Source organism: Streptomyces sp. NBC_01498, from assembly GCF_036327775.1.
In the GTDB taxonomy this organism is placed as follows: Bacteria; Actinomycetota; Actinomycetes; order Streptomycetales; family Streptomycetaceae; genus Streptomyces.
Window position 1 is genome coordinate 5,945,568 of the sequence record NZ_CP109598.1, and the last position, 26,788, is coordinate 5,972,355.

The 26,788-nt window shown below is 70.6% G+C and carries 14 protein-coding genes; 5 read left to right on the top strand and 9 right to left on the bottom strand.

Annotated elements, in window-relative coordinates:
• The first annotated feature begins 61 nt into the window (after positions 1 to 61).
• Together OG875_RS25350 and OG875_RS25355 are read left to right on the top strand one after the other, a co-directional pair.
• A complete protein-coding gene (locus OG875_RS25350; RefSeq protein ID WP_330177902.1) occupies positions 62 to 1,336 on the top strand; it encodes a DUF5685 family protein in 1,275 nt (424 codons plus the stop codon).
• Positions 1,337 to 2,265: 929 nt separating this feature from the next.
• The gene (locus OG875_RS25355) at positions 2,266 to 3,165 is read left to right on the top strand and encodes a S1 family peptidase (RefSeq protein WP_330176533.1); all 900 of its coding nucleotides are present in this window, start codon (positions 2,266 to 2,268) and stop codon (positions 3,163 to 3,165) included.
• 537 nt (positions 3,166 to 3,702) lie between these two features.
• Here the strand turns inward: OG875_RS25355 and OG875_RS31070 are convergent.
• Positions 3,703 to 3,873 carry a hypothetical protein gene (locus OG875_RS31070; protein WP_443079194.1) on the bottom strand — a complete coding sequence of 57 codons (171 nt, stop codon included), beginning with the start codon at positions 3,871 to 3,873 and terminating at the stop codon, positions 3,703 to 3,705.
• 4 nt (positions 3,874 to 3,877) lie between these two features.
• Here OG875_RS31070 and OG875_RS25360 point away from each other — a divergent pair, with 4 nt between their 5' ends.
• Entirely contained in the window at positions 3,878 to 4,792 is a 915-nt protein-coding gene (locus tag OG875_RS25360) for a S1 family peptidase (protein WP_443079195.1), read from the top strand.
• A 116-nt stretch (positions 4,793 to 4,908) separates the two neighbouring features.
• On the opposite strand, the gene OG875_RS25365 is transcribed toward OG875_RS25360, so the two are convergent.
• From OG875_RS25365 to OG875_RS25390, 6 genes are all read right to left on the bottom strand, one after another.
• Positions 4,909 to 5,463, bottom strand: coding sequence for a hypothetical protein (locus tag OG875_RS25365; protein ID WP_330176535.1), 555 nt, complete (start codon positions 5,461 to 5,463; stop codon positions 4,909 to 4,911).
• A gap of 19 nt (positions 5,464 to 5,482) precedes the next feature.
• Entirely contained in the window at positions 5,483 to 5,902 is a 420-nt protein-coding gene (locus OG875_RS25370; RefSeq protein ID WP_330176536.1) for a hypothetical protein, read from the bottom strand.
• Positions 5,903 to 6,027: 125 nt separating this feature from the next.
• Entirely contained in the window at positions 6,028 to 12,537 is a 6,510-nt protein-coding gene (locus OG875_RS25375) for an RHS repeat-associated core domain-containing protein (protein ID WP_330177903.1), read from the bottom strand.
• 153 nt (positions 12,538 to 12,690) lie between these two features.
• On the bottom strand, positions 12,691 to 16,305 hold the full coding sequence (locus OG875_RS25380; RefSeq protein WP_330176537.1) for a LamG domain-containing protein: 3,615 nt from the start codon (positions 16,303 to 16,305) through the stop codon (positions 12,691 to 12,693).
• 171 nt (positions 16,306 to 16,476) lie between these two features.
• Positions 16,477 to 17,553: a DNA polymerase Y family protein gene (locus OG875_RS25385; RefSeq protein ID WP_330176538.1), complete on the bottom strand. Its 1,077-nt coding sequence runs from the start codon at positions 17,551 to 17,553 to the stop codon at positions 16,477 to 16,479.
• Positions 17,472 to 20,936, bottom strand: coding sequence for a DNA polymerase III subunit alpha (locus tag OG875_RS25390; RefSeq protein ID WP_330176539.1), 3,465 nt, complete (start codon positions 20,934 to 20,936; stop codon positions 17,472 to 17,474). Before OG875_RS25390 ends, OG875_RS25385 begins: the two co-directional genes overlap by 82 nt.
• A 943-nt stretch (positions 20,937 to 21,879) precedes the next feature.
• Here OG875_RS25390 and OG875_RS25395 point away from each other — a divergent pair.
• Together OG875_RS25395 and OG875_RS25400 are read left to right on the top strand one after the other, a co-directional pair.
• Entirely contained in the window at positions 21,880 to 22,725 is an 846-nt protein-coding gene (locus OG875_RS25395) for a class I SAM-dependent methyltransferase (RefSeq protein WP_330176540.1), read from the top strand.
• Positions 22,726 to 22,969: 244 nt separating this feature from the next.
• Positions 22,970 to 23,881, top strand: coding sequence for an esterase/lipase family protein (locus tag OG875_RS25400; RefSeq protein WP_330176541.1), 912 nt, complete (start codon positions 22,970 to 22,972; stop codon positions 23,879 to 23,881).
• A 141-nt stretch (positions 23,882 to 24,022) separates the two neighbouring features.
• On the opposite strand, the gene OG875_RS25405 is transcribed toward OG875_RS25400, so the two are convergent.
• Both OG875_RS25405 and OG875_RS25410 read right to left on the bottom strand, forming a co-directional pair.
• On the bottom strand, positions 24,023 to 25,078 hold the full coding sequence (locus tag OG875_RS25405) for a lytic polysaccharide monooxygenase auxiliary activity family 9 protein (protein WP_330176542.1): 1,056 nt from the start codon (positions 25,076 to 25,078) through the stop codon (positions 24,023 to 24,025).
• Between the two features lie 248 nt (positions 25,079 to 25,326).
• Positions 25,327 to 26,760, bottom strand: a complete 1,434-nt coding sequence (locus OG875_RS25410) for a cellulose binding domain-containing protein (protein ID WP_330176543.1) — start codon at positions 26,758 to 26,760, stop codon at positions 25,327 to 25,329.
• Positions 26,761 to 26,788: the final 28 nt, after the last annotated feature.

Below are 26,788 nucleotides of genomic sequence, written 5' to 3' on the forward strand. Positions count from 1 at the left end.
GTGAACCGGTCCGGTCGATACCATGCGCGGCACATCGTCGGGCGGCATCTGGGGGAGCGTCGTGTTCGGAATCGTGAGGCCCTGCGGTCATCGGCTCCCGGAAGGGCTCAGGACCGAGTGGACGGCTCATCTGTGCGGGCTCTGCCTGGCACTTCGCTCGGACCACGGACAGCTCTCCCGCATCGTCACCAACTATGACGGCCTCATCGTCTCCGTGCTGACGGAGGCTCAGGCCGGGTGCGACACCGGACGGCGTCGCACAGCAGGCCCCTGCCCACTTCGCGGCATGCGAACCGCCCCGGTCGCGAAAGGTGAGGGAGCGCGTCTCGCCGCGGCCGTCTCGCTGGTGCTCGCCTCGGCGAAAGTACGGGACCACGTCGCCGACGGGGACGGGCTGTTGAGGCGGCGGCCGGTGGCGCTCGCCGCGCGCCGGATAGCCGGCGGCTGGGACCGCGCGGGCGCGCGCACCGGCGCCGAGCTGGGCTTCGACACGGCCGTGCTGGTCGACGCGGTCGACCGGCAGCCCGGCGTCGAGGCGCTCGCCGGACCGGGCACCCCGCTGCTCACCGTCACCGAGCCGACCGAGACGGCGACGGCCGCCGCCTTCGCGCACACCGCCGTTCTCGCCGGCCGGCCGGGCAACGCGGTGCCGCTCGCCGAGGCGGGCCGGCTCTTCGGGCGGCTCGCCCATCTGCTGGACGCCGTGGAGGACCAGGAGGCCGACGCCGCGTCAGATGCCTGGAACCCGCTCACCGCCACCGGAACCTCACGCGCCGAGGCCCGCCGGCTCGCGGACGACGCGCTGCACGGCATCCGGCTCGCGCTGCGCGACGCGGAGTTCGTCGACGACAAGCTGGCGCACGTGCTGCTGGCGCACGAACTGCGCACCTCCGTGGACCGCGCCTTCGGGACGTCCTCGTGCGCGCACCAGGGGCAGGCGAACGTGCAGGGCGGCAATCCGTACGGAGGCGGGCAGGGCGGCAATCCGTACGCGAACAATCCGTACGGGGGCGGCCAGGGCGGAGGGCAGGGCGGGAGTCCGTACGGCGGGGGCAGTCCCCACGGCGGCGGGCATCCGGGCGGGGCCGGTGGCTCGGGTGGTCCCGGTGGTCCCGGTGGTCCCGGTGGTCCCGGTGGTGGTCCCGGCCCGCTGCCGGGGCCGTCCCGGCCGGAGCGGCGCGGCTTCTGGGCCGGCTGCGCGGTGGCGATCGGGCTGTGCTGCACCTGTCAGCTCTGCTGCGCCGAGCAGTACGAGGGCCCGTGGTCGCGCAAGAAGCGTGAGGGCTGCTGCCGGGACTGTGACTGCGACTGCGATTGCTGCGGTTGCGACTGCTGAAGCGGCGGCTGTCGAGACGTGACTACTGAGGTGTGACTACTGCGGTTGCGCCTATTGAGGCTGCTGGGACCCGTCCGGTGGCTCCGTATCCATAGTCCGCCAACCCGGAAGGTCGAATTCCGGCCGTGCCCGGTGTGTGGCGGAGAGGTGAGGGCGGTGTGACGTGGGCCGTCCCCGCCGGTGCCGGGCCCTCGGCCGAGGGCCGGAGGGCGCCGCCGGGCCGTTTTCCCGCGTACGGCGCGAGCTTCGCCGTACGCGTCGGGAACACCGGGAAACGGGAGGCGCGGGCGCCGGCCCGGCGGTGAACCGGCCCTGACCCCCGGGGCGGTCCGGAGTGCGTGGGCCGGCCCGCCGACGAGTCCCGCCGGGGCGTTTCCCGCGACGTGATCAGCGGGTTGACCAGTCGCCGGGTCCGTTCCCCCGGTCCGGCCGTGCCCGCCGGGAGCGGCGGACGGTCGCGTGTCCCCGCCACCTTCCGCTCGTCGGCCGTCGCCCTCCGGCGCCGTCCGCGCCTTCGCCGCGTCTGCCGCCCGTCCCCCTCTTTCAGGAGCCGGTGAGGTGTCCTCGCGCGCGCTCCCGGCGTACTTCCGTTGCGCTTCCCGCGCGCTCCCGGCGGGGGAGCGGAACGTCATCTTCCGTCGTGTTTGGACGAGTTCGGAGTGGCGCCGGTCTGTCGCCCGTGGAGCGGGGTTGTCCCATTATGTGGGCGGCGCGCGACAGTGCACGGCAACGGCGATTTTCAGACGTTCAACGGCGTTTCGGCCGGTGGAGTGGCCTAAAAGCGCCCTTGCGCTGGCGGATTGCTCATCCAATACTCCCTCAGAGCGCTTGTCAGGGGCACGGCATATCCGGAATGCGGACGCCTTCTGACTGCGCCTCACGGGCCAGACCACCCCAATCGGGCCCCAGATTCCTTCGGAGGAACACACGTGAGGATCAAGCGCACCACCCCCCGCAGTGGTATAGCGAGACGTACGCGTCTGCTCGCCATCACCACTGGTCTCGTCGCCGCCGCGGCCATCGCCGTCCCCACGGCGAACGCCAACACGGCCGGGACCTTCAGTGCGGCCCAGCTCACGGCGGCGAGCGACGCCATCCTGGGTGCCGACGTGGCAGGCACCGCCTGGTACGTCGACAAGACGACGAACGCTCTCGTCGTCGAGGCGGACTCCACCGTCAGCAAGGCGGAGATCGCCGAGATCAAGCGTGAGGCGGGCGCCAACGCCGGCGCCGTCCAGATCAAGCGCACCTCGGGCAAGCTCTCGAAGCTTCTCTCCGGCGGCGACGCGATCTACTCGCCCACCGGCCGCTGCTCCGCCGGCTTCAACGTCCGCAGCGGCAGCACCGACTACTTCCTGACCGCCGGTCACTGCACCGAGGGCAACCCGAGCTGGTACACCAACTCGGCGCGCACCACCCTCATCGGCCCGACGGCGGGCTCCAGCTTCCCGGGCAACGACTACGGCATCGTGCGTTACTCCAACGCCTCGGTCTCGCGTCCCGGCACCGTCGGCAGCATCGACATCACCAGCGCGGCCAACGCCACGGTGGGCATGTCGGTGACCCGTCGCGGCTCCACGACCGGCACCCACAGCGGCTCGGTCCAGGGCCTCAACGCCACGGTCAACTACGGTGGCGGCGACGTCGTCTCCGGTCTGATCCGCACCAACGTCTGCGCCGAGCCCGGCGACAGCGGCGGCCCGCTGTACTCCGGCAGCCGCGCCATCGGCCTCACCTCGGGCGGCAGCGGCAACTGCTCCTCCGGCGGTACGACGTACTTCCAGCCCGTCGTCGAGGCGCTGAACGCGTACGGCGTCAGCATCACCTGAGCACCGCCCCCGCCCACGGCACGCCGGTCGGCCACCGGCTGAGCCGTAGCAGAGGTTGAACGAGTCCCCGCCCGTGAGCTCCGGGCGGGGACTCGACGCGTTTCCGGGGCCCGGCCGCCCCGGCCACCCTCCCGTTCGGGCCCGGACGCCCCTGCCGTCCGGCCCCGAACCTGTCGCCCGTCCCGGCGTGGACCCTCGCCTGTCCGACCCCGAGCCCTCGGTTGTCCGGCCCCGAACTCCCCGCCTGTCCAACCCCGAGCCCTCGGTTGTCCGGCCCCGAACTCCCCGACCCGGGGGTCGATTTCAAGACAGGACTAGTCCTCACCCGCTGCTGAAACAGTGATTGCAGTGAGTGTTTACGAATGGAACGGCTCGGCTCTGACCTCCCCACGTGGACGGGTCGGGAGGGAAATGAACCCGTCGTGTGCACGTCCAGAAGTCGGCCTTGTGGGTTACTGGCGAGTTTAGGAATAGTGGGCGCCTCGTCCTCCACGTCATCGCACCCCACATGCGACGACGTGGCCCCCACAGGAGGTATCAGTTGAAGCACCGACGTATTTCCAGGAAGCGCGCGGCGATCGCGGGAAGCGCCGTTACCGCCATGGTGGCGGCGGGGATTTCCTTCCAGACCGCAAACGCCAGCGAGGGCTCCCCCGCGCCGGAGGCGAAGACGCTGTCGGCGCCGGCGGCCGGAAAGCTCGCATCCACGCTCGTGGGTGAACTCGGCGGCGCGGCGGCCGGTTCGTACTACGACGCCGAGACCAAGGCCCTGGTCGTCAACGTCGTCGGCGCGAAGGCCGCCGAGACCGTGCGCGAGGCCGGCGCGCGGGCGAAGGTCGTGACGTACTCCCTCGCCGAGCTGAAGGACGCCCGCGGCTCCCTCACGGGCAAGGCGAGCACCCCCGGCACGGCCGTGGCCGTCGACCCGGTCTCCAACAAGGTCGTCGTCACGGCGGACAGCACGGTCAAGGGCGCCGCGCTCGACCGCCTCACCAAGACCGTCGCGAAGCTCGGCGACAAGGCCGAACTGAAGAAGACCAGCGGTGAGTTCACGAAGTTCATCGCGGGCGGCGAGGCCATCCACTCCGGCGGCGGTCGCTGCTCGCTCGGGTTCAACGTGACGGTGGGCGGCGCGCCGCACTTCATCACGGCGGGCCACTGCGGCACGGCGGGCAGCTCGTGGTCCGACTCCGCGGGCGGCGCCGAGGTCGGCTCCATGGTCGACTCGCAGTTCCCGGGCAACGACTTCGCCCTGGTCGAGTACACCGGTGCGGCGGACGCCCCGAGCGCCGTCGACCTGTACGACGGCACCACGCAGGAGATCACGGAGGCCGGTGACGCCACCGTCGGCCAGACCGTCTCGCGCAGCGGCTCCACCACACAGGTGCACGACGGTGAGGTGACCGCGCTCGACGCCACCGTGGACTACGGAGGCGGCGACGTGGTCGAGGGGCTCATCCAGACCACGGTCTGCGCCGAGCCCGGCGACAGCGGCGGCTCGCTCTTCTCGGGCACCACCGCGCTCGGTCTGACCTCGGGCGGCAGCGGTGACTGCACCTCGGGCGGCGAGACGTTCTTCCAGCCGGTGCCGGAGGCACTCTCGGCGTTCGGCGCCCAGATCGGCTGACCGACCGGCCGTAGCACCACACGGAACACGAGCCCGGCCCGCCGGAAACGGCGGGCCGGGCTTTCGGTGTGCGCGGGGGCGGAGACGGATCGGCCGCAGGGCTTGGACGGCCGGGGCTACCCCGCCAGCCGGAGAACCGCCGTCACGTACAGCGTGACGGCCACGGCGAGGAGCAGGAAGCTGATCACGGTACGGGCCGTGAGGCGCCCGCGCGGCGCACCGTCCACGAAGGCGCGCGCGGCCGGGCTGACGCGCGGCGCCGCGTCGTCGCTGGCGGGTACTCGCCGGAGCGCGCGCTCCAGCGCGCGCCGGCTCCTGTCGCTGGTGAGCCCCAGACGCACGCCTTCCCGGTCGCGTACGACCAGCATGTGATGGACACGTCCGTAACTGAAGCCGATGTGCAGCCGCACGCTCGTGAGGTGCCGGAGGTCCACGGTCCGCTCGCCGGTGAGGGTGCGGGCGGTCACCTCGGACATCGTGCAGCGGATCAGCCGCCACTCCCGGCACAGCTCTTGCAGCAGGAACAAGCCGATGATCCCCCCGGCGAAGCCGCAGACCAGGATCGCGCCGGGTGGTACCAGGTCCGCCGCCGCCAGCGGCCGGACGAGGAACGGGGACAGGATCAGGACGGCGACCAGCGCACCCGCCACTCGTGCGCGGGTGCGTGCCACCGCCGGGGAGGTCGCCACCTCAGGGTTCGAGCCGGCGCGGACCGGCTGTCCGGCGCGCCCGGCGCGCGGCCAGCAGACCCGGGTCGGCACGCATGTGGGGCGGCACGACGAACTTCGGCGCGTTGAACAGGACGACACCGACCTCCGCCAGCAGGCAGAGGAGGACGACAAGCAACGCGACGGCGAAGCCCACGCCCACCGGGCCGTCCAGCCCCACGTCGGTGGCTCCGATCAGGAACAGAGCGGTGATGCCCCAGAGCGAGGCGGTGGTGAGCGCGAGGGAACGGACCTCGCCCCGCTTGACCTCCGCGCCGAACGGCAGGAACGCGAACGTGTCCACGAAGTGGCCGACCAGCCCCGGATCACGCCACAGCTGTGCCACCCGCCAGGTCATGAAGCCGGACCCGGCCAAGAAGAAGAATCCGATGAAGTACGCCACCACGTGTTCCTTCCAGCGTTCTCTGGCCTCCCTCCTGCCTTCCGGGGGGAGGAAGCTGCCGGGCGGGCTCCGAGGCTATTACACGGCCCCCGGCGCCCACCCGGCACCCTTCAGACGTCCGGCTGTCAGCCGAACCAGCCCTTCATTTCCTTCCATCCCTTCGACATCGCGTTGTTGATGGTGCCCGTCGACATGATTCCCACGACGGCTCCGCCCGCCGCGCCTATCGCTCCACCGATGACGGTTCCCACGCCGGGTGCTATCGCCGTTCCGATCGTCGCTCCGAGAGTGGCTCCCACCTTGGTGGCGCCGAGCACCACGGCGGTGTTGACCGCCGTCTCCGCGACCGTCAGCGGGATGTCGCCGCCGGTGGACTGGTAGTTGGAGTAGCCGGTGAAGGCGATGCCTCCGACGAGCAGTCCGCGGCCGGCGAACTGCATCGCCTTGCTGCTTCCGATCGAGCCCACCCGGGCGACACCGGGGTGGGTCCTCTTGGCCTTCAGGATCTGAGCCGACTGACGGTTCGAGCGCATGTCCGCCTTGGCCTTCGCCGTCAGCCCGCCCGCCTTGCTGAACCCCTCCTGGATGTAGGCGCCCGAGGTCATCAGCCCGTTGCCGGCGTTGCAGAGGTAGTTCCAGTCGGACTCGATCCCGCAGTTGGCCGAGAAGGACACCAGCGGTACGGGATCGGGACCCAGCAGGAGCGGGGGCTGGGACGGCGGTCCGTGGACGGGACCGCCGCATGCGGCCAGGGGAGGCACGCCGCAGCTCGGAGGCCCGTAGCCGCCACCGCCCACGCCGTAGTTGCCGCCTCCGCCTCCGCCGCCGCCACCGCTGCTGCCTCCGCCTCCGCCTCCGCCTCCGCCTCCGCCTCCGCCTCCGCCGCCACCCTGGTACTCCGGGCACTGCGGGTTGTTCAGGCTGGGACACGGAGCACCGCCTCCGCCACCACCGCCCGAACCGGGAATGCCCCCGTGACACTCGATGAGGCCCTGAAGGCACTCGGGGACCGCTTCACCCGTCGGGTCGGCGAAGGTCGTGGGGTTGTTGTTGGCGTACGCGTATCCGTTGAGGGACTGGCCCTGTCCGGTGCTGAGTTTCGGATCGGCACTGATGAACTGGCCGATTCCGGGGTCGTACTCACGGGCGTCGGCGTGTGTGAGCCCGGTGTTGGTGTCGTTGGTCTTGCCGAGGAATCCCTTGTCGTTCGGCCACGCCCCACCGGTGTTCGTGCCGCGCTCGGCACCGAACGGTGTCGTCCGGCGCTTCACGAATGTCTGCGAACTGTCCGAGGACACCGCCAGGCTCTGGGTCCCCTGATGGTCACCGGCGAGATAGGAGAGCTTGTTGGCACCCGACTCGTTGCTCCGGACGGCGATGCTCAGGGTGCCCGAGGAGTAGGTGCGCTGCGCCCAGGTGGTGCCGTTGGCCTTCAGATGAAGCTCGGTGTTGCCCGTGTACAGGACGCGTTCGCCGTTCTCGGTGCTCCGTATCAGGAGTGTGCCGTCCGCGTCGTAGAGGTAGTCGGTCGTGTCGCCGTCCTCCGTCAGCTGGGCGAGCCGCCCCTCGGACGACCAGACAAGCTCCTGCGACTCCTCGGGGCCCGGCCGGGTGAGGGTGTTGCCGGAGGCGTCATAGGTGTAGCCGGTCTCCGGTGCCGTGCAGTCGGCGCTTGTGCTCGTGCCCGACAGGACGTGCGGGCGGCCCTCCTCGTAGCAGTAGGTGGTGGCGGTGTTGCCCGTCGACGCGTGCCGGGTCTCGGTGGTCCGCTGGCCGCCCTGGTTGTACGTGTAGTCGGTCCAGTACGGGGCGGGGCCGGCCAGGCTGCCCGCGCTCGGCGCGGCGGAGCAGTCCTGTGACGACGGCGTCCAGGCGCTCTTGAGGCGGCGGTTGCCGTCGTAGGTGAAGCACTGTGTCTCACCCGCGCCGGCGGTCCCGAGAGCGGTCGGGTCGGCGATGGCCGTGATGTTGCCGGCCTGGTCGAAGGTGTAGTTGAGGTCCATCAGCATGTACGGGTGGGTCTGGTCCGTGACATGGCTGCGGGTGAGGCGGCCGGTGCCCTCTTCGAAGGTGTTGGTGACGTAGACCTTCTTGGCGGCCTCGGTGTTCGTCGTGCCCAGCGTGTACTGCTGGGCGCGGCCGAGGGCGGAATAGTCGGCGCCGAGCAGATAGCCCGTGCTGCCGGTGATCGAGGTGACCTGGCCGAGCGGGGTGTAACCGTAGTCGATGATCTCGGACGGCAGACCGCCGAGCGCCGGTTCCACGTTGTTGCCCAGCGTGCCGTCGGGACGGTAGGAGCTGGAGAACGAGACCGTGGCCGGAGCGCCCGCCACGACCAGCGGATCGGTGTCGGGCAGGGTGAGGGTGGTGGCCGTCGGACGGTCCAGGGTGTCGTAGCCGGTCACGGCCTTGGTGTACGCCTTGCCCGTCTTGCCCCCCACGTAGCGGGTGTTGGCGGCGGGCAGGCCCTTCAGGACGGAGTCGTAGGTGTACGCGGTCAGCTGGTGGGCGTTGTCCTGGACCCCGTCCCATGTACCGGTCGTCCGCCCGATCTCGTCATGGGCGGTGAGGATGCTCCTGCCCCGCGAATCCGTGCTCTTCGTGAGCTGGTCGAGAACGTCGTACCCCATCGTGGACGTCCCCTTGTCGGGGTCGTTGACGACGGTCTGCCGGCCGAAGAGGTCGAATCCATAACTCCATTCGGCTTCGTCCGGCCCGGTGACGGCGCGTTTCTTGTCGTCCAGCGTGTGCTGGAACTTCGTGGCGCTGTAAGCGACACCGAGACCGCCGCCGAACTGGGCGTCGGCCGGGCTCGGACCCGCGTACTCGCGCTGCTCGACATCCCGGCCCCGGGCGTCGGTGAGCGTCCGGGTCGCCGTGCCGCCCTGCTGTGCGGTGGTCGCCGTCGAATCGCCCGTGTACGAGGTCGTGGTCGTCCACTTCGGTACGCCGTACACGAGCAGTTCGCTCGACGTGGCGCGCTCGGCACCGTCGAAGACCGTCTCGGTCTGCTTCGGCGCTTCCCCGTACTCGGCCCGGGTGTAGACCGCGTTCGGCGCGGAGGCGCTGTCGAAGATCTCCTCGTGCTTCTCGTAGGCCAGGCCGCGTGAGTCGTAGCGGGTGTCGGTGAGGACCCGTCCGCCCTCCGGGCTCGGCGCCTGTACCTGGAGAGGCCGCAGCAGCGAGTCGTAGAGGGTGTAGGTGGTGTTGTACGACTCTCCGTCGGCCTTGAGCGATGCCGAGGACTGCGACGACTGCGTGGTGGCGCTGAGGCTGTAGCCGAACTTCTGGGTCGGGCCGTAGCCGGCCGCGCGGTTGCGGTTGGGCCGCCACACGTCGGTCAGCCGGCCGAGGGCGTCGTACGCGAACTCCGTCTTCTTGAGATTCGCGTCGTAGGTCCGCAGGTCGAGGCCGCGGCGCGGGTCGATGAACGAGGTGAGCGTGTGTCCCTTCGGATTGGTGACGACCTTCCGGGTCAGGGGGCCCGAAGCGGAGGGCGTGTAGGCGGTCGCCGTGACGCGGTCCAGTGCGTCCGACAGGGAAGTGGGGCGCCCCAGCGTGTCGTAGCCGGTGCTGTCCACCTTCTGCCAGGCCGGAACGGTGGAGCTGTAGCTCTTGGCCCGGCCGGTCCAGGTCCTGAGCCCCTTCGTCGGCTGCATGGCCGGGGACCAGGTGGCGTCGTCGTAGGCCGTGGCGGTGTCGGAGAGGACGTCGCCGCGGGTGGCCGTGGTGGCCGGCAGGATCAGCGCGGTGTCGGCCACGGCGCAGTCCCTGGCGACCACACGCTCGCGGGAGACCTGGCTGATCAGTCCGAGGCCGATGTTGCGTGCGTACCAGGTGCGGGTGCAGGTCTCGTCGCCGGTCCTGGCGTCGTCGCCGCGGTCCGCCGACTGATGGACCATGCCGAAGCTGTCGTAGCTCTTCTCGACCGTACGGGACCTCCAGGTGCCCGGCACGGTCAGATAGGTGTGGGTGGTCTCCTTCGCGGGCTGCACGAAGCGGGCGACGTGATCGCCGGCGCCGGGTATGTCCTGCCGGGCGGTCTCCGACGACCAGGGCTCACTCGAAGTGGCGCTGACGGCGGTGGAACCGCTGTAGGTGACTTTCTCGCGCAGATGGCCCGCGTACTGGTCACTGTCCTTGAGCGTGGCCAGGCCCAGGGCCGGCGAGGTGAGAGGAGCGACGTTCACCGAGCGCGTGGTGCCGTCCTCCAGCCGGTCGCCGTCCATGCCCTGCATGTAGAGAGAGACGGTCCTGGAGCGGGTGGTGTCGAGTGCGCCCTTGTGGACGGTGACCTGACGGTAGCCGCGCCAGTCGGACCAGGTCCGTTCGTCCGCCGGGATGAAGGGGTCGTCGCTGTAGTTCCACGCGGCGCCGCTGTAGCTGTAGGCGTGCTCGACGGCGTCGTTCTGGCCCGCCGGGTCGGAGACGTTCACGGCGAGCACACGGTACTTCTGGAACCAGTCCACGGACGCGTTCTCGGCGCCGTTGATGTTCCAGTACAGGGGGTAGCAGCTACGTGTGTTGGTGTCCTCGGGGGCGCCGATCACCGCGCTGCGCACGCACTCCGGCGAGGACATGGTCACGGTGGTGATCGCCCCGGTCTCCGAGGTGACGGTCGAGATACGCGGGCGGGTCAGCGGCAGGATGTCGTCCGTGCCGTCCACCCGGTTCGGGCGCATGTGGTAGGTGAACGCGATCGGGTTCATCGCGATATCGGTGCCCGCTTTGCCGGTCCGCCTGATCGACTTCAGGGTGAGCACCTGGTCGGAGGTGTCACCGATGTCCCCGCCGTCCAGGTACTGCTGGTCCAGCGCCCAGGAGTCCACCGCGTCGAACGTGTTCGACGCGGCGTTCCAGGAGAAGGTGTCGACGGACGTCATCCGCTTGCGGGAGAAGAAGGACGGACCCACGGCCAGACAGTCGTCGTCGCCGCTGGAACAGATCGCGTCGAAGGGGACGTCCGGCCAGTTGTCGGCGGTGTCCTCGGTCAGCGACGAGCAGTCCGCCGCCGTGCACCGTTCGGCGTAGCCGAAGACGGCCTTGGCGTCCGCGTCGTCGGTGAACAGCGCTCCCTCGCGCAGACCGTACTTGATCTCTTTGAGGTAACCGCCGCGTGTGTAGGCGGCGTTGGCTGTGGACGCCTTGTTCTTCCTGTAGTGGTTTCCTTCCTTCGCGTACCAGTACGTGGCCGCGTTGCCGGACGTGTCCTCGACGTAGTCGAGGTTCCAGCGCCATGCCTGGGTGAGTGAACGGTCGGCGAAGGCGGCGCCGCCGGAATATCCGGGCTCGCCGGAGTCGTCGCCGAAGACCGGGACGGTCCAGGTGGAGTTGGTGCGCTGGGTGGTGGCACCGTCGAGCTTGTCGAGACCGAAGACGTACGTGGTGCCGTCACCGGTGACGACGGTCCAGTGCTCGCCGTTGTCGTCACCGTTGTCCGCGCCGGTGGATCGGGTGACGGTGGACGCGTCGTCGTTCTCCAGCCGCCACTTGCCGCTGGTCTCGTCCTTGACCAGCAGGGACGAGGTGCCGTTGAGGACCAGTCTGGCGTTGTCGTACTTCCAGCACTGGTCGTGGATGTCCTCGTGGCCGTCGTCGTCGCAACCGCCGTAGGCGCGCTCGATGAAGGACTCGCTCACCGCGAAGCCCTCGCCGACCGAGGTGCCCTGGTTGTTGCTGGCGGCGGTGCGGCCGTCGACACTCCCAGAGCTGTAGGCGAGGGAGAGCGGCGGGGACGGCCCGGCCGCCGCGGGCGGCATGGTGAAGTCGTAGTTCCAGGTGAACGAGCCGGAGCTGCCCCCCGCTTCCCAGGACGCCGATTCGGCGAGGTCGGTGGCCGAGTAGTCGCCGCTCCCGTTGGGTGCCTGACCCTCGCCCGCACCGGTGGCGGTGAGGGCGAGGACGGTCATGTCGGAGGCACCGGACGTGCGCTGCGTTGCCGCTGAGCCGTCGGCGGGGAACGAAACCGGTGCGGTCACCGTCTGCTCGGCGGTGTTGTTCCGGGAGGCGAGGGGGGTCTGCTCGCGGCACTCGGCCCTGGCGGGGGTGGACAGTGCGCAGGCGGGCAGCCGCACCAGGCGCAGCCGTTGCGCCCAGCCGCCGCCTATCGCACCGGCCAGGTTCTGGTAACCGATGCGGACGTCCGCCCGTCCGGCGGCGTCGGCGTTCGCCGTGAACAGCACGCCGGTGATCCCGGCCGCGTCGGAGGCGGCCCTGTCGAGGACCGTGAACCGCATCTCGGTTCCCGCCGGGACAGCGGCCTTTCCGCTCGGGGGCAGGACGGTGAGAGGCAGCCCACCGGGTGTCGCCTCGGCGGGATCCGAGCGGTGCGGCCTGAGGGTCGCGGAGCCCTTCTTCGGCCAGGCGGACCGCTGTTCCTCCGCGGCCCTGGCCGCTTGCCCGGCATTGGCCTTCTTGTCACGGGCGACCTGGGCACGCGCCTTCTTCGCGCCCGGGTCCGTCACCTCCCTGACCTTGCTCACCCGCTGGTCGGGCAGGTCGGGGCGGCCGAGTCCGCCTCCTGCGGCCTGCGCGACCGGGGACAGTCCGAACGGGACTGCCAGGGAGAGCGACACCACCGTGACCAGCGACCGGGTGCGGTGCCGCCGTACTCCGTCGCCCACGGACCTCGCCATGCTCAGCGATCTCGCTCTGATTTTGCGCCAGGACATGCTTGTCCTTCCCCCAGCTGATTGGTTGACGGGCCGGGCGCCCCGGAGGGAGCCCGGCCGGTCCGATCGGAGCGAAGGACGGGCCGCGATGATGACCGCGACCCGTCCGATTCGGGCTCAGTCCCCGATGTGGGTGTCTATCTGGTCCGAACTGGCCACCGCGCCGGCGAAGAGGCGGATGTCCGAGATCCGGGAGGGCAGATGATGGCTCCATATCCCGGAGTAGCCCTTGCCGGCCGCGAAGTCGCCCGAGCCGATGGCCGCGGTGAACGCCTTCGCGTCACCGTTCTGGTTGTGGCCCAGGTACAGGCGGATGGTTCCGGACGCGGAGTCGTAGGCACCGGTGAGCCGCACCGGGCTGTCGAGCACCGCGACCTCGTCGGAGACGACAGAACTGAAGCTGTTCTGCACCCTGTTGTGACTTCCGAAGTGCCATTTGCCCACCGGTACGGTGCGCTCCTCGAAGGTGGTCTCGTCGATCACGGTGTCCATGCCCGTGACCTGGTACCACAGCCCCCAGTGCAGACCGTCCGAGCTTGCCTGGCTGAGCACACCGCCGACGTAGCCGACACCCTTCGCCGCCAGTTTCGCTTCGTCCAGTGCCACCGTCGTCGTCACGGTGAACGCCCCGGTTCCGTCCACCAGCGGCCCGGTGATCCGGGCGGCGTCATCCACGCCGTCCACGATCAGGTCTCCGTCGCCGAACGTGGCGCCGCCTTCCAGCGTCAGGCTCTTGCCGTAGCCGGAGGTCGAGTCGGCGATGGTGGTGCCGCTGCCCTGGGAGGCCTGCCAGTCGGCGACCAGTTCCAGTCCCGCATAGCTCTGGGAGGTCAGGAGCTTTGATTCGTCGGCCACCTCGGTCGGGGTCAAGGACCGCTGCCATACGGCTACTTCGTCGATGGACCCCTTGAAATGGTTGATGTAGCTGTCGGCATAGATCGTGCGTCCGATCTCCAGACTGCCGGAGGAGGCGGCCCAGGAGGTTCCGGCGTCCGTGGAGGCGACCAGGTCGCCGTTCAGATACAGGTGCACCTTCTTGGCGGCCGCGTCGTGCACACCTGTCACATGGGTCCAGACACCCCTGGGGTGGTAACTGGTGATCGACGCCGAACGGGACCAGGCGCCTTCCGTGGAGTAGGCGCGAAAGCTCCACAGTCCGCCGCTGTAGGACAGGGCGAACGGGCTGTGCTTCTGTGTCCACGGGCCGGCCGTGCCGGGCGTCTGGCTGAGTACCGAGACGGTGCCGTTGACCGAGGGATCCAGCCATACCCATGCGGAGACCGTGTACGAGGACCTGGTTTCGAGGACGGACCCGGCCGTCGAGGCATGGCCGGTGATGCCGTCGAGCGCCATCCCCTTGTCCACGACGGGGGTGGCCAGCGGCTCGCCGCCGGCACTGTGCGTGATCATTCCCCGACGGCCGCGGTCGTCGCGCGTCGCGCCCGCGGCGAGTGTCGCGGGATGCCGGGTCGATCCGGCGGTGGCCGAGTCGACCGCGGCACCGCCGGCTTCGTCGAAGTGGTATCTCGCCACCGGACCCGATCCCGCGGAGACGAGGAAGTCGACCGCGCTCCACGCCCCGTAGCGGCCGACGTTGTCACGGGCCCGCGCGAACAGTGTGTACGTGCCCGAGGCGTCGGGAGCGATCGTCACGGTCGGGTTGGAGCCGCTGACCGTGGGCCAGGTGTTCATGGACGACAGCGTGTACTCGTAGGAGAGGTTGGTGGTGTCACCGGCGGCGGGAGCGAAGGTCCACGTCCCCTTCACTCCCGGACCACCTGATGCGAGGCACGAGTTGGGGCCGCACAGGGTGTACGGGCTTCCGAAGGTGATCGTGGGTGCTTTCGGTGCGGTCGGGTCGACCTTGAAGTAACACCAGCCCGTTGTCGTGGCGTTCGACGGGCCCGACAAGTAGCTGTTGCCGCCGTTGTAGTACGAACGGGCCCAGGCCCGGTAACGGTAGAGCTTGCCCTCGGTCAGCGTCGACCAGGACATCGTCTGTTTCACCCCGTCCCCGGCATAACCCGTGGAGGGCCGCAGGTCTCCGGCACCCGCCGTCGTGTCACCCCAGCTGCCGTCGGAGTTCTTGTGATCGACATCGAAGTAGATCCTGAGCTGGGAGCCGCTTTCTCCGCCCGCCTTGGTCTGGGGTGTGGCGGTCAGCGCCGGTGTCGGGTCGGACACGATCGTCGGATTGGACTCGGTCCTGCCGCAGACCGTTCCGGTACCGGTCACCACCCCGATCGAGGTCGGGGTGTCGGGCAGACCCACGAAGTCGACCGCGAGCACGGCATCGTTGCGGAACCTCTTCCACGCGGAAGTGTCCGACTCGTCGTGTGCCCGTATCGCCAGGGTCAGCCGGGAGAAGCTTCCCGCGGCGAAGCTCTTGACGGTCGGGGTCAGGTTCTCGTTCGTCTCGTCCGGATTGTCGTTGAACTCGATGGGGGCGTCCGGCGAGTCCGGATCGCACAGGGAGCCACGTCCGGCCGACACGTCCCGGTCGCCCATCAGGTCCAGTTCCTTCGGGCGCGAGGACCACGTCGTGGACGAGGAGATGTTGTTCGTCCGCACCAGGTCGACCCAGCGCGGGTCGCACTGGAACGCCCAGGGCTCGGTGACCCGGAACGTGGCATCCAGGACCTGCTTGCCCTTCAGGCTGGTCGGCGAGAACTCGAAGTAGAGCCGCTGCACGTAGCCCGGCCCGCAGTAGTACCCGCCCCAGGTGCCGCACTCGCCGGCGCCCTTGCCGAGGCCGTCGTCGCCGTTGCCCCACCCGTAGGACTCGTAGCCGTCACTGCGCAGGAGCGTGCGCTCCGACTCGCCCCAGGTCACGGTCGGGTCGATGAACAGCGGGTAGTCCGCCGCGTCGGTGCTGGAGAGCAGCGTGGCGTCCGGCACCACGGAGAGGGAGTCCTTGGACACCCGCACGTCCATCCGGGCGACCTGGTCGCCCTGGCCAGGCTCCAGACCGCCCCCCGAGGGAGCCGACTCGGCGGGGTCTGCGGGCTCGGCTGCCGCCATGACGGTCGCGGACTTCCGGGCCCCGGGGAGTTCCGCCCGCGCCGTGCGGCCGGCCGAGTTCCACATCTGTGCCGTCGGCGCACGGAACACGGTCCGGCCGGCCGCGTCGACCGCGGCGAGCGTACCGGTGGGTTCCTCACGCACCGTCAATCCGGTGCCGCGCATGCCGAAGGTCAGCTCCTCCAGCTTCTTGTTCGCCGCCGCCCGGGGCGACTTGACGATGAGGACCTGCTGGAATCCCTCGATCGTCGCCGTCACTTTGAGGTCGGTCTCCGGCAGTACCTCGCGGTAGAGGGCGCTCGGACCGTTCAGTTCGGGTGCGGGCAGTGTTCCGGGCCAGTCCAGAGCGAGGGCCCGGCCGCTCTCGGCGATGGAGGCGAGCGGGTCGTCGCTCCCCCCGGCGGAGAAGTTCATCTCCACCGAGGCGGCCTTCGGGCCCACCGTGCCGTCCTCGCGTCGTTCCAGAGTCGCGTCCGGCTGCTGCCAGCCCCCGTTCCGACTCCTTGTTCTCACGGGAACCGACGACTCCTCCAGGGTGAAGGAGTATCCGTCGGGGTTCGCGAAGACCGTCGTACGTTCCGAACGCTCGCCGGTCACTTCCACCCGCGTGCCGGAATCCTTCGCCTCGGCCAGCGCCCGCTGTCCTTCGGAGGGTCTGGGGCTCTGTTCGTCCGCGACCGCCTCGGTGTTCATGGCGGGCAGTACGGTCATGACGGCTGTCGCGGTGATGACCGCCACCAGTCCGCGAAGCGCTCCCGTGTGTCTGACGCGATGTCTCTGTCTCAACTTCCGCCCCCAGCGCACCGTGTGATCAGTTCTGACACTTCTACATAATGTTTAAGACGTGTGCTCAATTATGAAGAAAGAGTGATGGAAGCGTGATCAAGATGCTTGTCCGGTACGGGAGTTGGGGTCCGCCGCTCCTGCCGGATGTACCGCCCCGGGGCCGAACCGGTCTCGGGCGCGGTCGGTGGCTGCCTCGATGCGGCGGGCCTTCTCGTCGGTCGGGTCGAAGCTCAGCTGACGGGAGGCCAGTTCGGCGGTGATCAGGTCTTCGGCCCGCAGGGAGAGGGCGCGGACGCGGGCGCGCTGGAGGGCGAGCCGGTCGTGGAGCTCGTGGACGAACGCTGTCAGGGAGTGCGTGTGGGCGGTGGGTTCGGGCAGCGTCCGGGTGCGGGTCGTCGTCGAACGGTCTGCGTAGCGGACGGTGAGAGTGAGTGTCCGGGCCACCTGGGAATCGGCGCGCAGCTGGAGACCGAGACGGTCGGTGAGCGCGAGCAGGCCGGCGCGCTGCCGGTCCCGGTTCAACTCGTCCTGGGCGAAGCGGTGTTCGACGCTCAGCGAACGGGGTGGCGCCGAGGGGGTCACCGGTGTCGGGTCGAGGCCGTGTGCGGCGTCGTGGAGCCGGCGACCGGCGGTGACGCCCAGAATGCGCTGGAGTGTGCCGAGCGGTGCGGCGGCGATCCTGCCGACGCCGTCCAGGCCGTACGAGGACAGGGTGCGGGCGGTCGCGGGTCCCACGCCGTGCAGGGCGGCGGCGGGCTTCTCCGCGAGGAAGGCGGAGACCGTTTCGAGGTCGGCGGGCAGGGCGCGGACCGCCGAGGGCGGGCCGTCGGCCGCGACCATGCGGGCGAGCAGCGGGTTCGCGGCGACACCGATCGTCGAGCGGAGCCCGTACAGTCCCCCGGTGCGCGCCCGGATGCGCTCGGCCAGTGCCGGTGCGTCGGTGCCGAAGTAGCGCAGGCTGCCGGAGACATCGGCCAGCGCGCTGTCCGGAGGCAGCGCCTGCACCAGGGGCGTGTATTCGGTCAGCAGGGCGAGAAGGCGAGGGTAGAGCTGCTCGTCCGGCAGGTCGTGGAAGTGGACGCAGAGGATGCTCATCCCGCGCTCCCCGGGCTCTGGTGCCACAGCTTGCGGCTCTGCTTGACGGACTCCCCGGGCGGTTGCAGATCCGCCCATGGATGCAGTGCGTAACCGGTCTCCAGGTGGAGGCTGCGGTCGTTCGTGGCTCTGCCCGGCGCCTGGCCGGCCCGGGTGAGTTCTTCCGTCACCGCCGACAGGCCGCCTTCGTGGCGCAGTTCGGCCAGTTCGGTGAGGTCCCAGGCGGCGGAGCCGGTCACCGAGATCGCCTTGCCGCTTCCTCCGCCGCGGCGCTGCACCACGCCACGCACGAGCAGCAGCCAGGAGTGGAAGACGGTGTGCGCGCAGGCGTCGTGGCTGTCCTCGAAGAACGCACAGTCCACCAGGCCCGTCGTGTCGTCGAGCGTCGTGAAGATGACGCGCTTGCCCGAGCGGACCGGTGGGGTCTGAACGGCCCCTTTCGCGCCGGCGACGAGCACTATCTGTCCGTGCGGCAGGTCTTTCAGCCGCTTCGCGGAGACCGCGCCGAGTTCGTCCAGCAGCCCTTGGTGGTCGCCCATGAGATGGCGGGAGGCGTCCATGCCGAGTACTCCGAGCTCGGCGTCGAGCCGTCCGGCGTCGTCCAGGTCCGGCAGGTGGGCGGGTGCGACCGTGTTCCGGGCCCCGCCGCTCTCGCTCAGCGTCAACTGCCCCTGCGAAGAACGCAGCCGGCCGCGTTGCAGCTCGGTGAGGTGCAGAAGCAGATCGTGGCGATTGGGTCCGAAGGCGTCCAGGGCGCCGACCCGGGCAAGACGTTCGCCGACCGGTCGGGACGGCCGGGCCCGGGAGACGAAGTCCTGGAGCGAGCTGTACGGGCGCCCCGCGACGATCCGCTCCGCTTCGCTCTCGCTCATCCCGTGTACGTCGCACAGGGCGAGTCGAATGCCGGAGACCGACCGATCACTCTCATCATCAGACACCAGTTCGATTTTATAAGCGACATCCGACACATTCACCTCCAGGGGCAGGATCGGCACCCCCCACCGCCGTGCGTCCGCGAGCAGCAGTCGCTTCGGATACATCCCCGGATCGTGCGTGAGAAGACCGGCGTAGAAAGCGGCCGGATGGTGCGCCTTCAGCCAGGCCGACTGGTACGAGGGCACGGCGAAGGCGACCGCGTGTGCCTTGCAGAAGCCGTACGCCCCGAACGCCTCGATGATCTCCCAGGTGCGCTCCACGACCTCCTCCTCGTATCCGCGCCCGCGCGCCTCCTGCGCGAACCACGCCCGTATTCGTCCTGTCCCGCCGGCGTGCGACAGTGCCCGCCGGGTGTAGTCGCCGAAGGCCGGGGAGCAGCCGGTCATGACCGACAGGATCCGGATGATCTGTTCGTGGAAGACGACCACGCCGTATGTCTCGCGCAGCGCGGGTTCCAGGTCCGGGTGCGGATAGTGGGGTGCCCGCCGTTCGTGCCGGGCCTTGATGAACGGATCGACCATGTTGGCCGCGACCGGCCCCGGCCGGAACAGCGATATGTCGACCACGAGATCGTGGAAGGTCTCGGGCTGGAGCCGGGCGATGAGGTCGCGCTGGCCGGGCGACTCGGTCTGGAAGCAGCCCAGGGTCTGCGAGGACTTGATCAGCTGATACGTCTTCGGGTCGTCCAGCGGCACGTGTGCCGTGTCGTCCACGTCGATGCGGCGTCCGGTGGTCCGTTCGATCTCGGTGACGGCATGCGCTATCGCGGACTGCATGCGCACCCCGAGCACATCGAGTTTGAGCAACCCGAGGTCCTCCACGTCCTCCTTGTCGAACTGGGACATCGGCAGGCCCTCGCCGCTGGTCGGCACGACGGGTGTGCGGCGCAGCAGCGTGACGTCGGAGAGCAGTACGCCGCACGGGTGCATGGCGATCCCGCGGGGGAGCGCGTCCAGGCCCTCGACCAGGTCCCACAGGTGCGGACCGTACGCCTCCGGGTCGATTCCGCGCAGTTCCGGCAGTTCCCGCAGAGCGGCACGGGCATCACGGGCCCGGATATGAGGAAACGATTTTGCAAGCCGGTCGACCTCGGCCGGATCCAGGCCGAGGGCAAGGCCGGCGTCCCGCACGGCGTGCCGCACCCGGTAGGTCTCCGGCATGGACACGGTGGCCACCCGTTCCGGGCCGAAGCGGTCGATGATCGCCCGGTAGACCTCCAGGCGACGGGCGGACTCCACGTCGATGTCGATGTCGGGCAGTTCCGTGCGGGACTCGGACAGGAAACGCTCCATGAGCAGGCCGTGTTCGACAGGATCGGCGGTGGCGACCCCGAGAAGGTGGTTGACCAGGGAGCCCGCGCCCGAGCCCCGGGCGGCGACCCGGATACCGAGCCCGCGGGTATCGGCGACGACCTGGGCGACGGTGAGGAAGTACGACGAGTACCCCAGCCGTTCGATCAGACCCAGCTCCTCCTCCAGCCGCTCCCAGTGGGCGCGGTCGCGGTCGTAGCGGCGCCGCAGCATCGCGGCCGCACACGTCGACCGCAGCACCCGTTCGGGGGTGCGCCGATGGGCGTTGACGAGTTCCGGCTCGGGGAAGTGCACGCGGCCCATCCCCAGGTCGTCCTCGGGATCGACACGACAGGCCGCGGCGGTCTCCTCGGTCACCTCGAGCAGCCGGCGCGCGGTGTTCGCGCGATATCCGGCGGCGTCGGACACCTGCTCGGCGATACGGGCCATGGCCGCGGCGGGCTTGAGCCATCGCTCACCGCAGTCGCGCTCGCCGCGCGGATCGATCGGCACCAGGCGCCGCGCGGAGTCCAGCACGTCCGCCACCGGGCCCTGGCCCGCGTCGGCATAGCGCACGGCGTTGCTCAGGACCGGGGCGATCCGCTGGTCGACGGCGAAGCCGAGAGCGCGGGCCGCCAGCCGCAGCGAACCGGTGCCGGTGCCGCTGAGGCCGTGGCAGACGACCTCGATGCGCAGCATCGCGTCCCCGTACCGCTCCCGCCAGGGAGCGAGCAGCTGGGCTGCCCGGTCCGGCCGCCCGGCCGCCAGCGCGCGACCGACGTCCGAGGCCGGCCCGAGCAGCACGGTGAGGTGCTCCCCGCCGAGGGCGTCCCAGGGAAGCAGGGGGCGTCCGCCTCCTGTCGTGTCCGCGTGCGCGGCGCTCACCAGCCGGCACAGCTCGGCCCAGCCACGGGCCCCTTCCCGGGCGAGGAAGACCACGCGCTGTGCCGACTCGTCGACGAAGGCGCCGCCACGGGCCGGCGTGCGCCGCCGCTCCGTGCGTCCGGCCGCCCGGGGAGGCGCGTCCACGGCGAGATCCGTCCCGAACAGGGGGCGGACGCCGACCCGGCCCGCCGCTTTGGCGAAGCGGACAGCGCCGCCGAGGGTGTCCCGGTCGGTCAGGGCGACCGCGTCCATCCCTCGCTCGGCCGCCCGCTCCGCGAGCTGTTCGGGGTGTGAGGCGCCGTACCGCAGGGAGAACCCGGAGACGGCGTGCAGATGCGTAAAACCGCGCATCTGGACCACCTCACCACTGACCGCCCCCGGCTTATGTGTGACCACACAGGCATGTTCTGGGTGGTCACGCCACCATAGACCACTATCGAACGTGCGTGCGATTCGAGTCGGCGCTGTCGTACGCGAAGCGCTCGGGTACCTCCGTACGGAGCCGGCCAGGCGAAATGTCGTACGGTCCTCGCCGGTCCTCACCGGCCGCGCCGACCGCCTGCTCCCGGCCGGCCGCGCCCGCCACCGGCTCTCCCCGGACCTCGCCGTCGGCCGCGCTCGCGCGCCCGCGTCCGCCATGGACCGCGTCCGCCACCGCTTCGGCCTTCACACCGTCCGCCCGGCGGCCCTGGCGGACCGGCGGACCGTGCCGGGGAGCTGCACGGGGAGGAGACCCGGCCACCACGAGGGGACTTTCCCGGACACACGGGTGCCGGATACGAGTCGAGAACGCCGATCCAGGCGATCGTCCCCCACGCGACGACGACACCGGCGATGATCGCGACGGCATAGGCTTTCCCGGCTCCCCGGCCGCCGAGGAGCGTGAGAACGAGGCCCCACAGCACGGAGAAGACGCCCCACATGGCCAGCGAACAGAACAGCGGAACACCGGCGTTGGCGGACCCGTTGACGCCCACGTCGCAGGTGTCCCAGATGTGGGCGACCACCCAGACGGTCGCCCCCGCCACGACCCCGCCGGCGCTCAGGGGCAACAGGCACCCGACCGGGCGGGTGGCGGATCCCGCGACATCTTCCCGAAGCATCGGCGCATCCTCCCCCGACGGCCGACGACCCGGGGCGCCGGTGGGGTCCCGGAGCCGCTCGCGCCCGGCGGACCTCCGTCACCCGGACCTCCGTCACCCGGACTTCCGTCACCCGGACTTCCGTCACCCGGACCTCCGTCACCGGGACGACCTCCACCCGGACCACCTCCACCGGACGGAGCGGAACCGGCATGCCTGACGGATGGCAGTGGGACAGCAGCCTGTTCCGGGGGAGCGCGCCCCACTACGAGCGGGGGCGGGTGCCGTACGCTCCCGGCTTCGCGCGGACGCTGGCCGGGGTGCTCGGGCTGGACGGGCGCGGGCGGCTGCTCGACGTCGGGTGCGGGCCGGGCACCGTGGCGCTCGCCGTGGCGCCGTACGTCGGTGAGGTGGTCGGGGTCGATCCGGACGAGGACATGCTGGCCGAGGCCGCGCGGGGGGCCGGGCGGCGCGGGGTGGGCAACGCGCGGTGGGTGGCCGCCCGCGCCGAGGAACTGCCCGCCGGGCTGGGGGAGTTCCGGGCCGTGGTGTTCGCCCAGTCGTTCCACTGGACGGACCGCGACCGGACCGCCGCCGTGGTGCGGGAGATGCTGGAGCCGGGCGGTGTGTTCGTGCTCCTGGCGGAGTCGCGGAACCCGCCCGCCGTGACGACGCCCCTGCCGCGGCCCGCCCCTCCCTACGAGCGGATCGCCGCACTGGTGCGCCGGTATCTGGGGCCGGTACGGCGCGCGGGGCAGGGGACGCTCGTCAACGGCACGCCCGGCCGGGAGGAACTGGTCCTGGCGCGGGCCGGGTTCGGGGACGTCGAGCGGCATGTCGTACCGGCCGGGGACGTGGTGGACCGTCCGGCGGACGCCCTCGTGGCCTGGGTGTTCTCCCGGTCGGACGCCGCGCCGCATCTGTTCGGCGACAGACTGCCGGAGTTCGAGGGGGAGTTGCGCGCGCTGCTGCGGGAGGCGGCGCCCGACGGGCGGTTCGCGGAGCACCGTCCGCCCACCGAGATCCGGATCTGGCGCACGCCGTCCCGGGGGCGATGAACGGCGGTGCGCACGGTGACGGACGGCATGAACGGCGTGAACGGCGGTACGGGGGAGGGGCGTCGGCGTTCGTTCGGGTCCACCCGTTCCGCCGACGCGTGCGACGCGTGATTTTACCGACGCGTAACTTCCCTTCTCCTTCCTACCCATGCGTAACTTGGCATGAACACAGCCAGTTGTGTGGTCCGGGCCACAGGGCTGACAGTCATCGCCTTTTCCCCTTGAGCCGCGAGGAGATCGCTCGATGCTGCCCTGGAAACGCGCGTTCGGACCGCTGGCGGCGCTGCTGCTCGCGGCCTCGGTCGCCACCACCGCCCCCGCCGCCGCGGCCACCCCCACCGCGGCCCCGACAGCCGTCACCGCACCCGCCCCCGCTTCCGTCAACGCCGCCGCCGCGAGCAGCGGATGGAACAACTACTCCTGCAAGCCCTCCGCCGCCCACCCCCGCCCCGTCGTCCTGGTCCACGGCACCTTCGCCAACTCCGTCGACAACTGGCTCGGCCTCGCCCCGTACCTGGTCGCCCGTGGCTACTGCGTCTTCTCCCTCGACTACGGGCAGCTCCCCGGAGTGCCGTTCTTCCACGGCCTCGGCCCCATCGAGACCTCGGCCGGGCAGCTGAGCGCGTACGTCGACCGGGTGCTCGCCGCCACGGGCGCCCCGGAGGTCGACATCGTCGGCCACTCGCAGGGCGGCATGATGCCGCGCTACTACCTCAAGTTCCTCGGCGGCGCCCAGAAGGTGAACGCCCTGGTCGGGCTCGCGCCCGACAACCACGGCACGACCCTCCTCGGACTGACGAAGCTGCTGCCGCATTTCCCCGGCGCCGAGGACCTGCTGACCGAGAACACCCCCGGGCTCGCCGACCAGATCGCCGGGTCGGCCTTCCTGACCAAGCTCAACGCGGGCGGTGACACGGTGCCCGGTGTCGCGTACACCGTCATCGCGACCCGCTACGACCAGGTGGTCACCCCGTACCGCAGCCAGTTCCTGTCCGGGCCCGGCGTACGGAACGTCACCCTTCAGGACCTGTGCGCGGTGAACCTCTCCGAGCATCTGGCGATCGGGCTGATCGACCGGATCGCGTTCCACGAGGTGGCCAACGCGCTCGACCCGGGCCGCGCCACGCCGACGACCTGCGCGTCCGTCATCGGCTGAGCGTGACACGGCGCGGGGCCCGGACCGACGACCGGTCCGGGCCCCGCGTGACGTGCGACGTGCGACTCAGTGACGTGCTCGTGCGACGTACTCCCTCGATGTGCCCGCGTGCCCGCGTGCCCGTGCCCGCGTGCCCGTGTGTCAGCGGCTGTGCCGGCCGCCGCCCGCGGGCTGCGCCCTGCGGCGCACCGTGGCGAACATGACCGCCGCGCCCGCCGCGAGGATCGCCGCGCCACCTGCCGCGATGTACGGGGTCGTGCTGTCGCCACCGGTCTCGGCGAGGTTCTCCGAACCGCCCGCCGGCTGCGGCGCGCCGGTGTCGGCGTCCGCGCCGTTCGCCTCGGGGGTGTTGGCCCCGGCGGCCTCGGTCTCCGTGCCGGTCGCGGGCTTCTCGCCGGTGTCCTTCCCGGTGTCCCCTGCGGCTTCCTTCACCGCTTCCTCCGCCTCGCCGGGGGTGTCGCCGCCGTGCCCGCCGTGGTCGACGGTGGACTGGGACGCGCCCTCCTCGACATCGGCCTCGGAGGGGGCGGACGCCTGGGGAGCGGCCGGCGAACCGCCGGTGTCGGCGCCGAAGACCACGTCGGAGCAGGTGTAGAACGCCTCGGGGCTGTCCGAGCGCTGCCAGATCGAATAGATCAGATGGCGGCCCGACTTGTTGGGGACGATCCCGTTGAAGACGTACGAGCCGTTCTCCAGCTTCGGGTCGGTGACCGTGACGAACGGCTTGTCCTCCAGGTCCGACCAGGCGAGCGGCTTGGCCGGGTCGTACCCGTCCTTGGTGACGTACAGCTCGAAGGAGCCCTTGTGCGGGGCGGTGGCCCTGTAGGTGAAGGTGCGGTTGCCCGCGGTGAACGGCGACGACGGCCAGTCGCCGCGCGGCAGGTCGAGGCCCTTGTACTTGTCACGGCCCGCCGAACAGAGCTTGCCGTCGGGGATGATCGCCTGGTGGTTGCCCGCGGCGGCGGCGATGTTGACCTCGTTCCAGTCGTAGAGCGCCTGCGTCCCGCCGGCCGCCACCGCCGCCTTGCACGCCGCCGACTTCGGGCTCTCCGGGCCCTCCGCGAAGCACGCGGAAACCCGGCTGACCGGGTCCGTCATCGACCCGTGGGCGGCTGCCGGGACGGCGGCCGTTCCGACGAGCAGGAGCGGTACGGCGCTCAGCACGACGATCCCGGCGGTCCTGCGACGAGCGGTCATGGATGGGTTCTCCTTCGGGCGGCACGAGCTTGGGGGTGCGGAGCGGGACAACTCCCGGCGGCGTGACCTCCGTTGAACGGCGCCACCGGCCGCGTCCCGCTCCGGCCCTCAGCAAGCTAGCCCCTCGAAACCCCGAAACAGCCTGCGAGTACGGGGCGTGGAGGATTCTTATGGTCGGCTTAAGTTTCAAGTAAGCCGTCGCTAAGCGACCGTTGGGATCGAACCGGACCGGACCCGCTGCCGGCCCGTCAGACGGCCGGCACCGTGTCCTCGAAGGTCGTGCCCGCAGCGCGGTACCCGCTCACCAGCGCGCCCACCTGCGCGGGGCTGAGGACCTGGTCCTTCACGTGCAGCACATAGTCCACCTGCTGGTCGTACGAGCGCGGCGCGGTGCTGGTCTGGCCCGCCAGGTCGATCAGCCACTGGTTGAAGTTGATCGACATCGGCCGCTCCGGCAGATACGCGGCCCCGTGCGTGCCGAAGTGCCGGCCGTCGACGTAGTAGGTGATGGCGCTGTTGTCGATGGTCACCACCAGGTCGTGCCACCCGGCGTAGCTCTGCCGGGCCTCGCTGTGCTGGTTTACGGCCTCCCACGGGTCGGGGCGGTAGGTCTCCCACGACGTGGTGTAGAGGATGTTGGCCGGTTCGCCCCAGCCGCCGTTCGGCAGATACTCGAAGTCGTACTCCGCGTAGTCGTCCGCCATCGGGGCCTTGAGGTCGTTGATGGTGAAGAACGTCTGGACGAGCCGGTCGCCGTCGGGGCCGGACCTGGGCGCGTCGCTGAACCTCACCCGCGCCGCGTAGGTCCCGTTCCGGAACTTCATGGACCGGGTGAGGATCTCCGTCTGCTCGGTGGACGCCGCCGTACCGGCGGTGGACGTCTCCAGGTTCATCACCGAGTTGCCGCCCTGACCGGCGAACGTGACGTTCTCCGGCGCCCAGCCGGCCCCGGGCACCCCGGGGCCGCCCGAGTTCGCGCGAACGCTCCAGCCGTTCGCGGCGATCCTCGGATCGGTGTGGCCGCTGTAGTTGAAGTCGTCGAACAGGGTGGGACCGTCGGCGGGGTCGGTCGGGTCCGGGGGATCCGTGGGGTCGGTCGGGCCGTTGCCGCCGGGTGCCTCGCCCCAGACCGTCGCGCCGCCGAGGTGCGCCGTGATCCGGGACCAGTCGCCGTACGTGGCCCGCTCCCCGCCGAAGGAGTAGTCGTCGCTCTGCCCCAGCGGCTGCCAGTCCGTCCGGTGGAACCGCAGTTGCATGTCACCGGTGTCCGCGCCGGGGGGCAGGGATCCGGCCCCCGCCGTGAACGCGATCTCCAGGTAACGGTCGGCGGTGGCGGTCGGGTTGGCGGGCGTCCCGAAGGTCCCGGTGATGTTGGCGCAGCCCTTCACCGCCCACGAGCAGGCGAACCGGTAGGCCGCGGAGGCCGAATCGGCCTTGAAGTAGTACCGCACCTTGACATTGCTCAGCGGTACGGCGGTGCTGCCGGTGTTGCGCACCTTCAGCCAGGGTTCGCTCTGGTCGGCCGTCGCCCCGGCGGCGCTCGTGCGGTACTGGACGACGAGCCCGTCGGCCGCCGCGGCGCCGGCGGAGGCGGGCATCGCCGCCAGCGCCGTACAGCTCAGGGCCACGGTGACAGCGGCGGCGGCTGCCGCGCGGACGCGGCTCTTGGCGAGTTTCCTCATGGGGTGTTCCTCTCCGGAACGTGGTGGG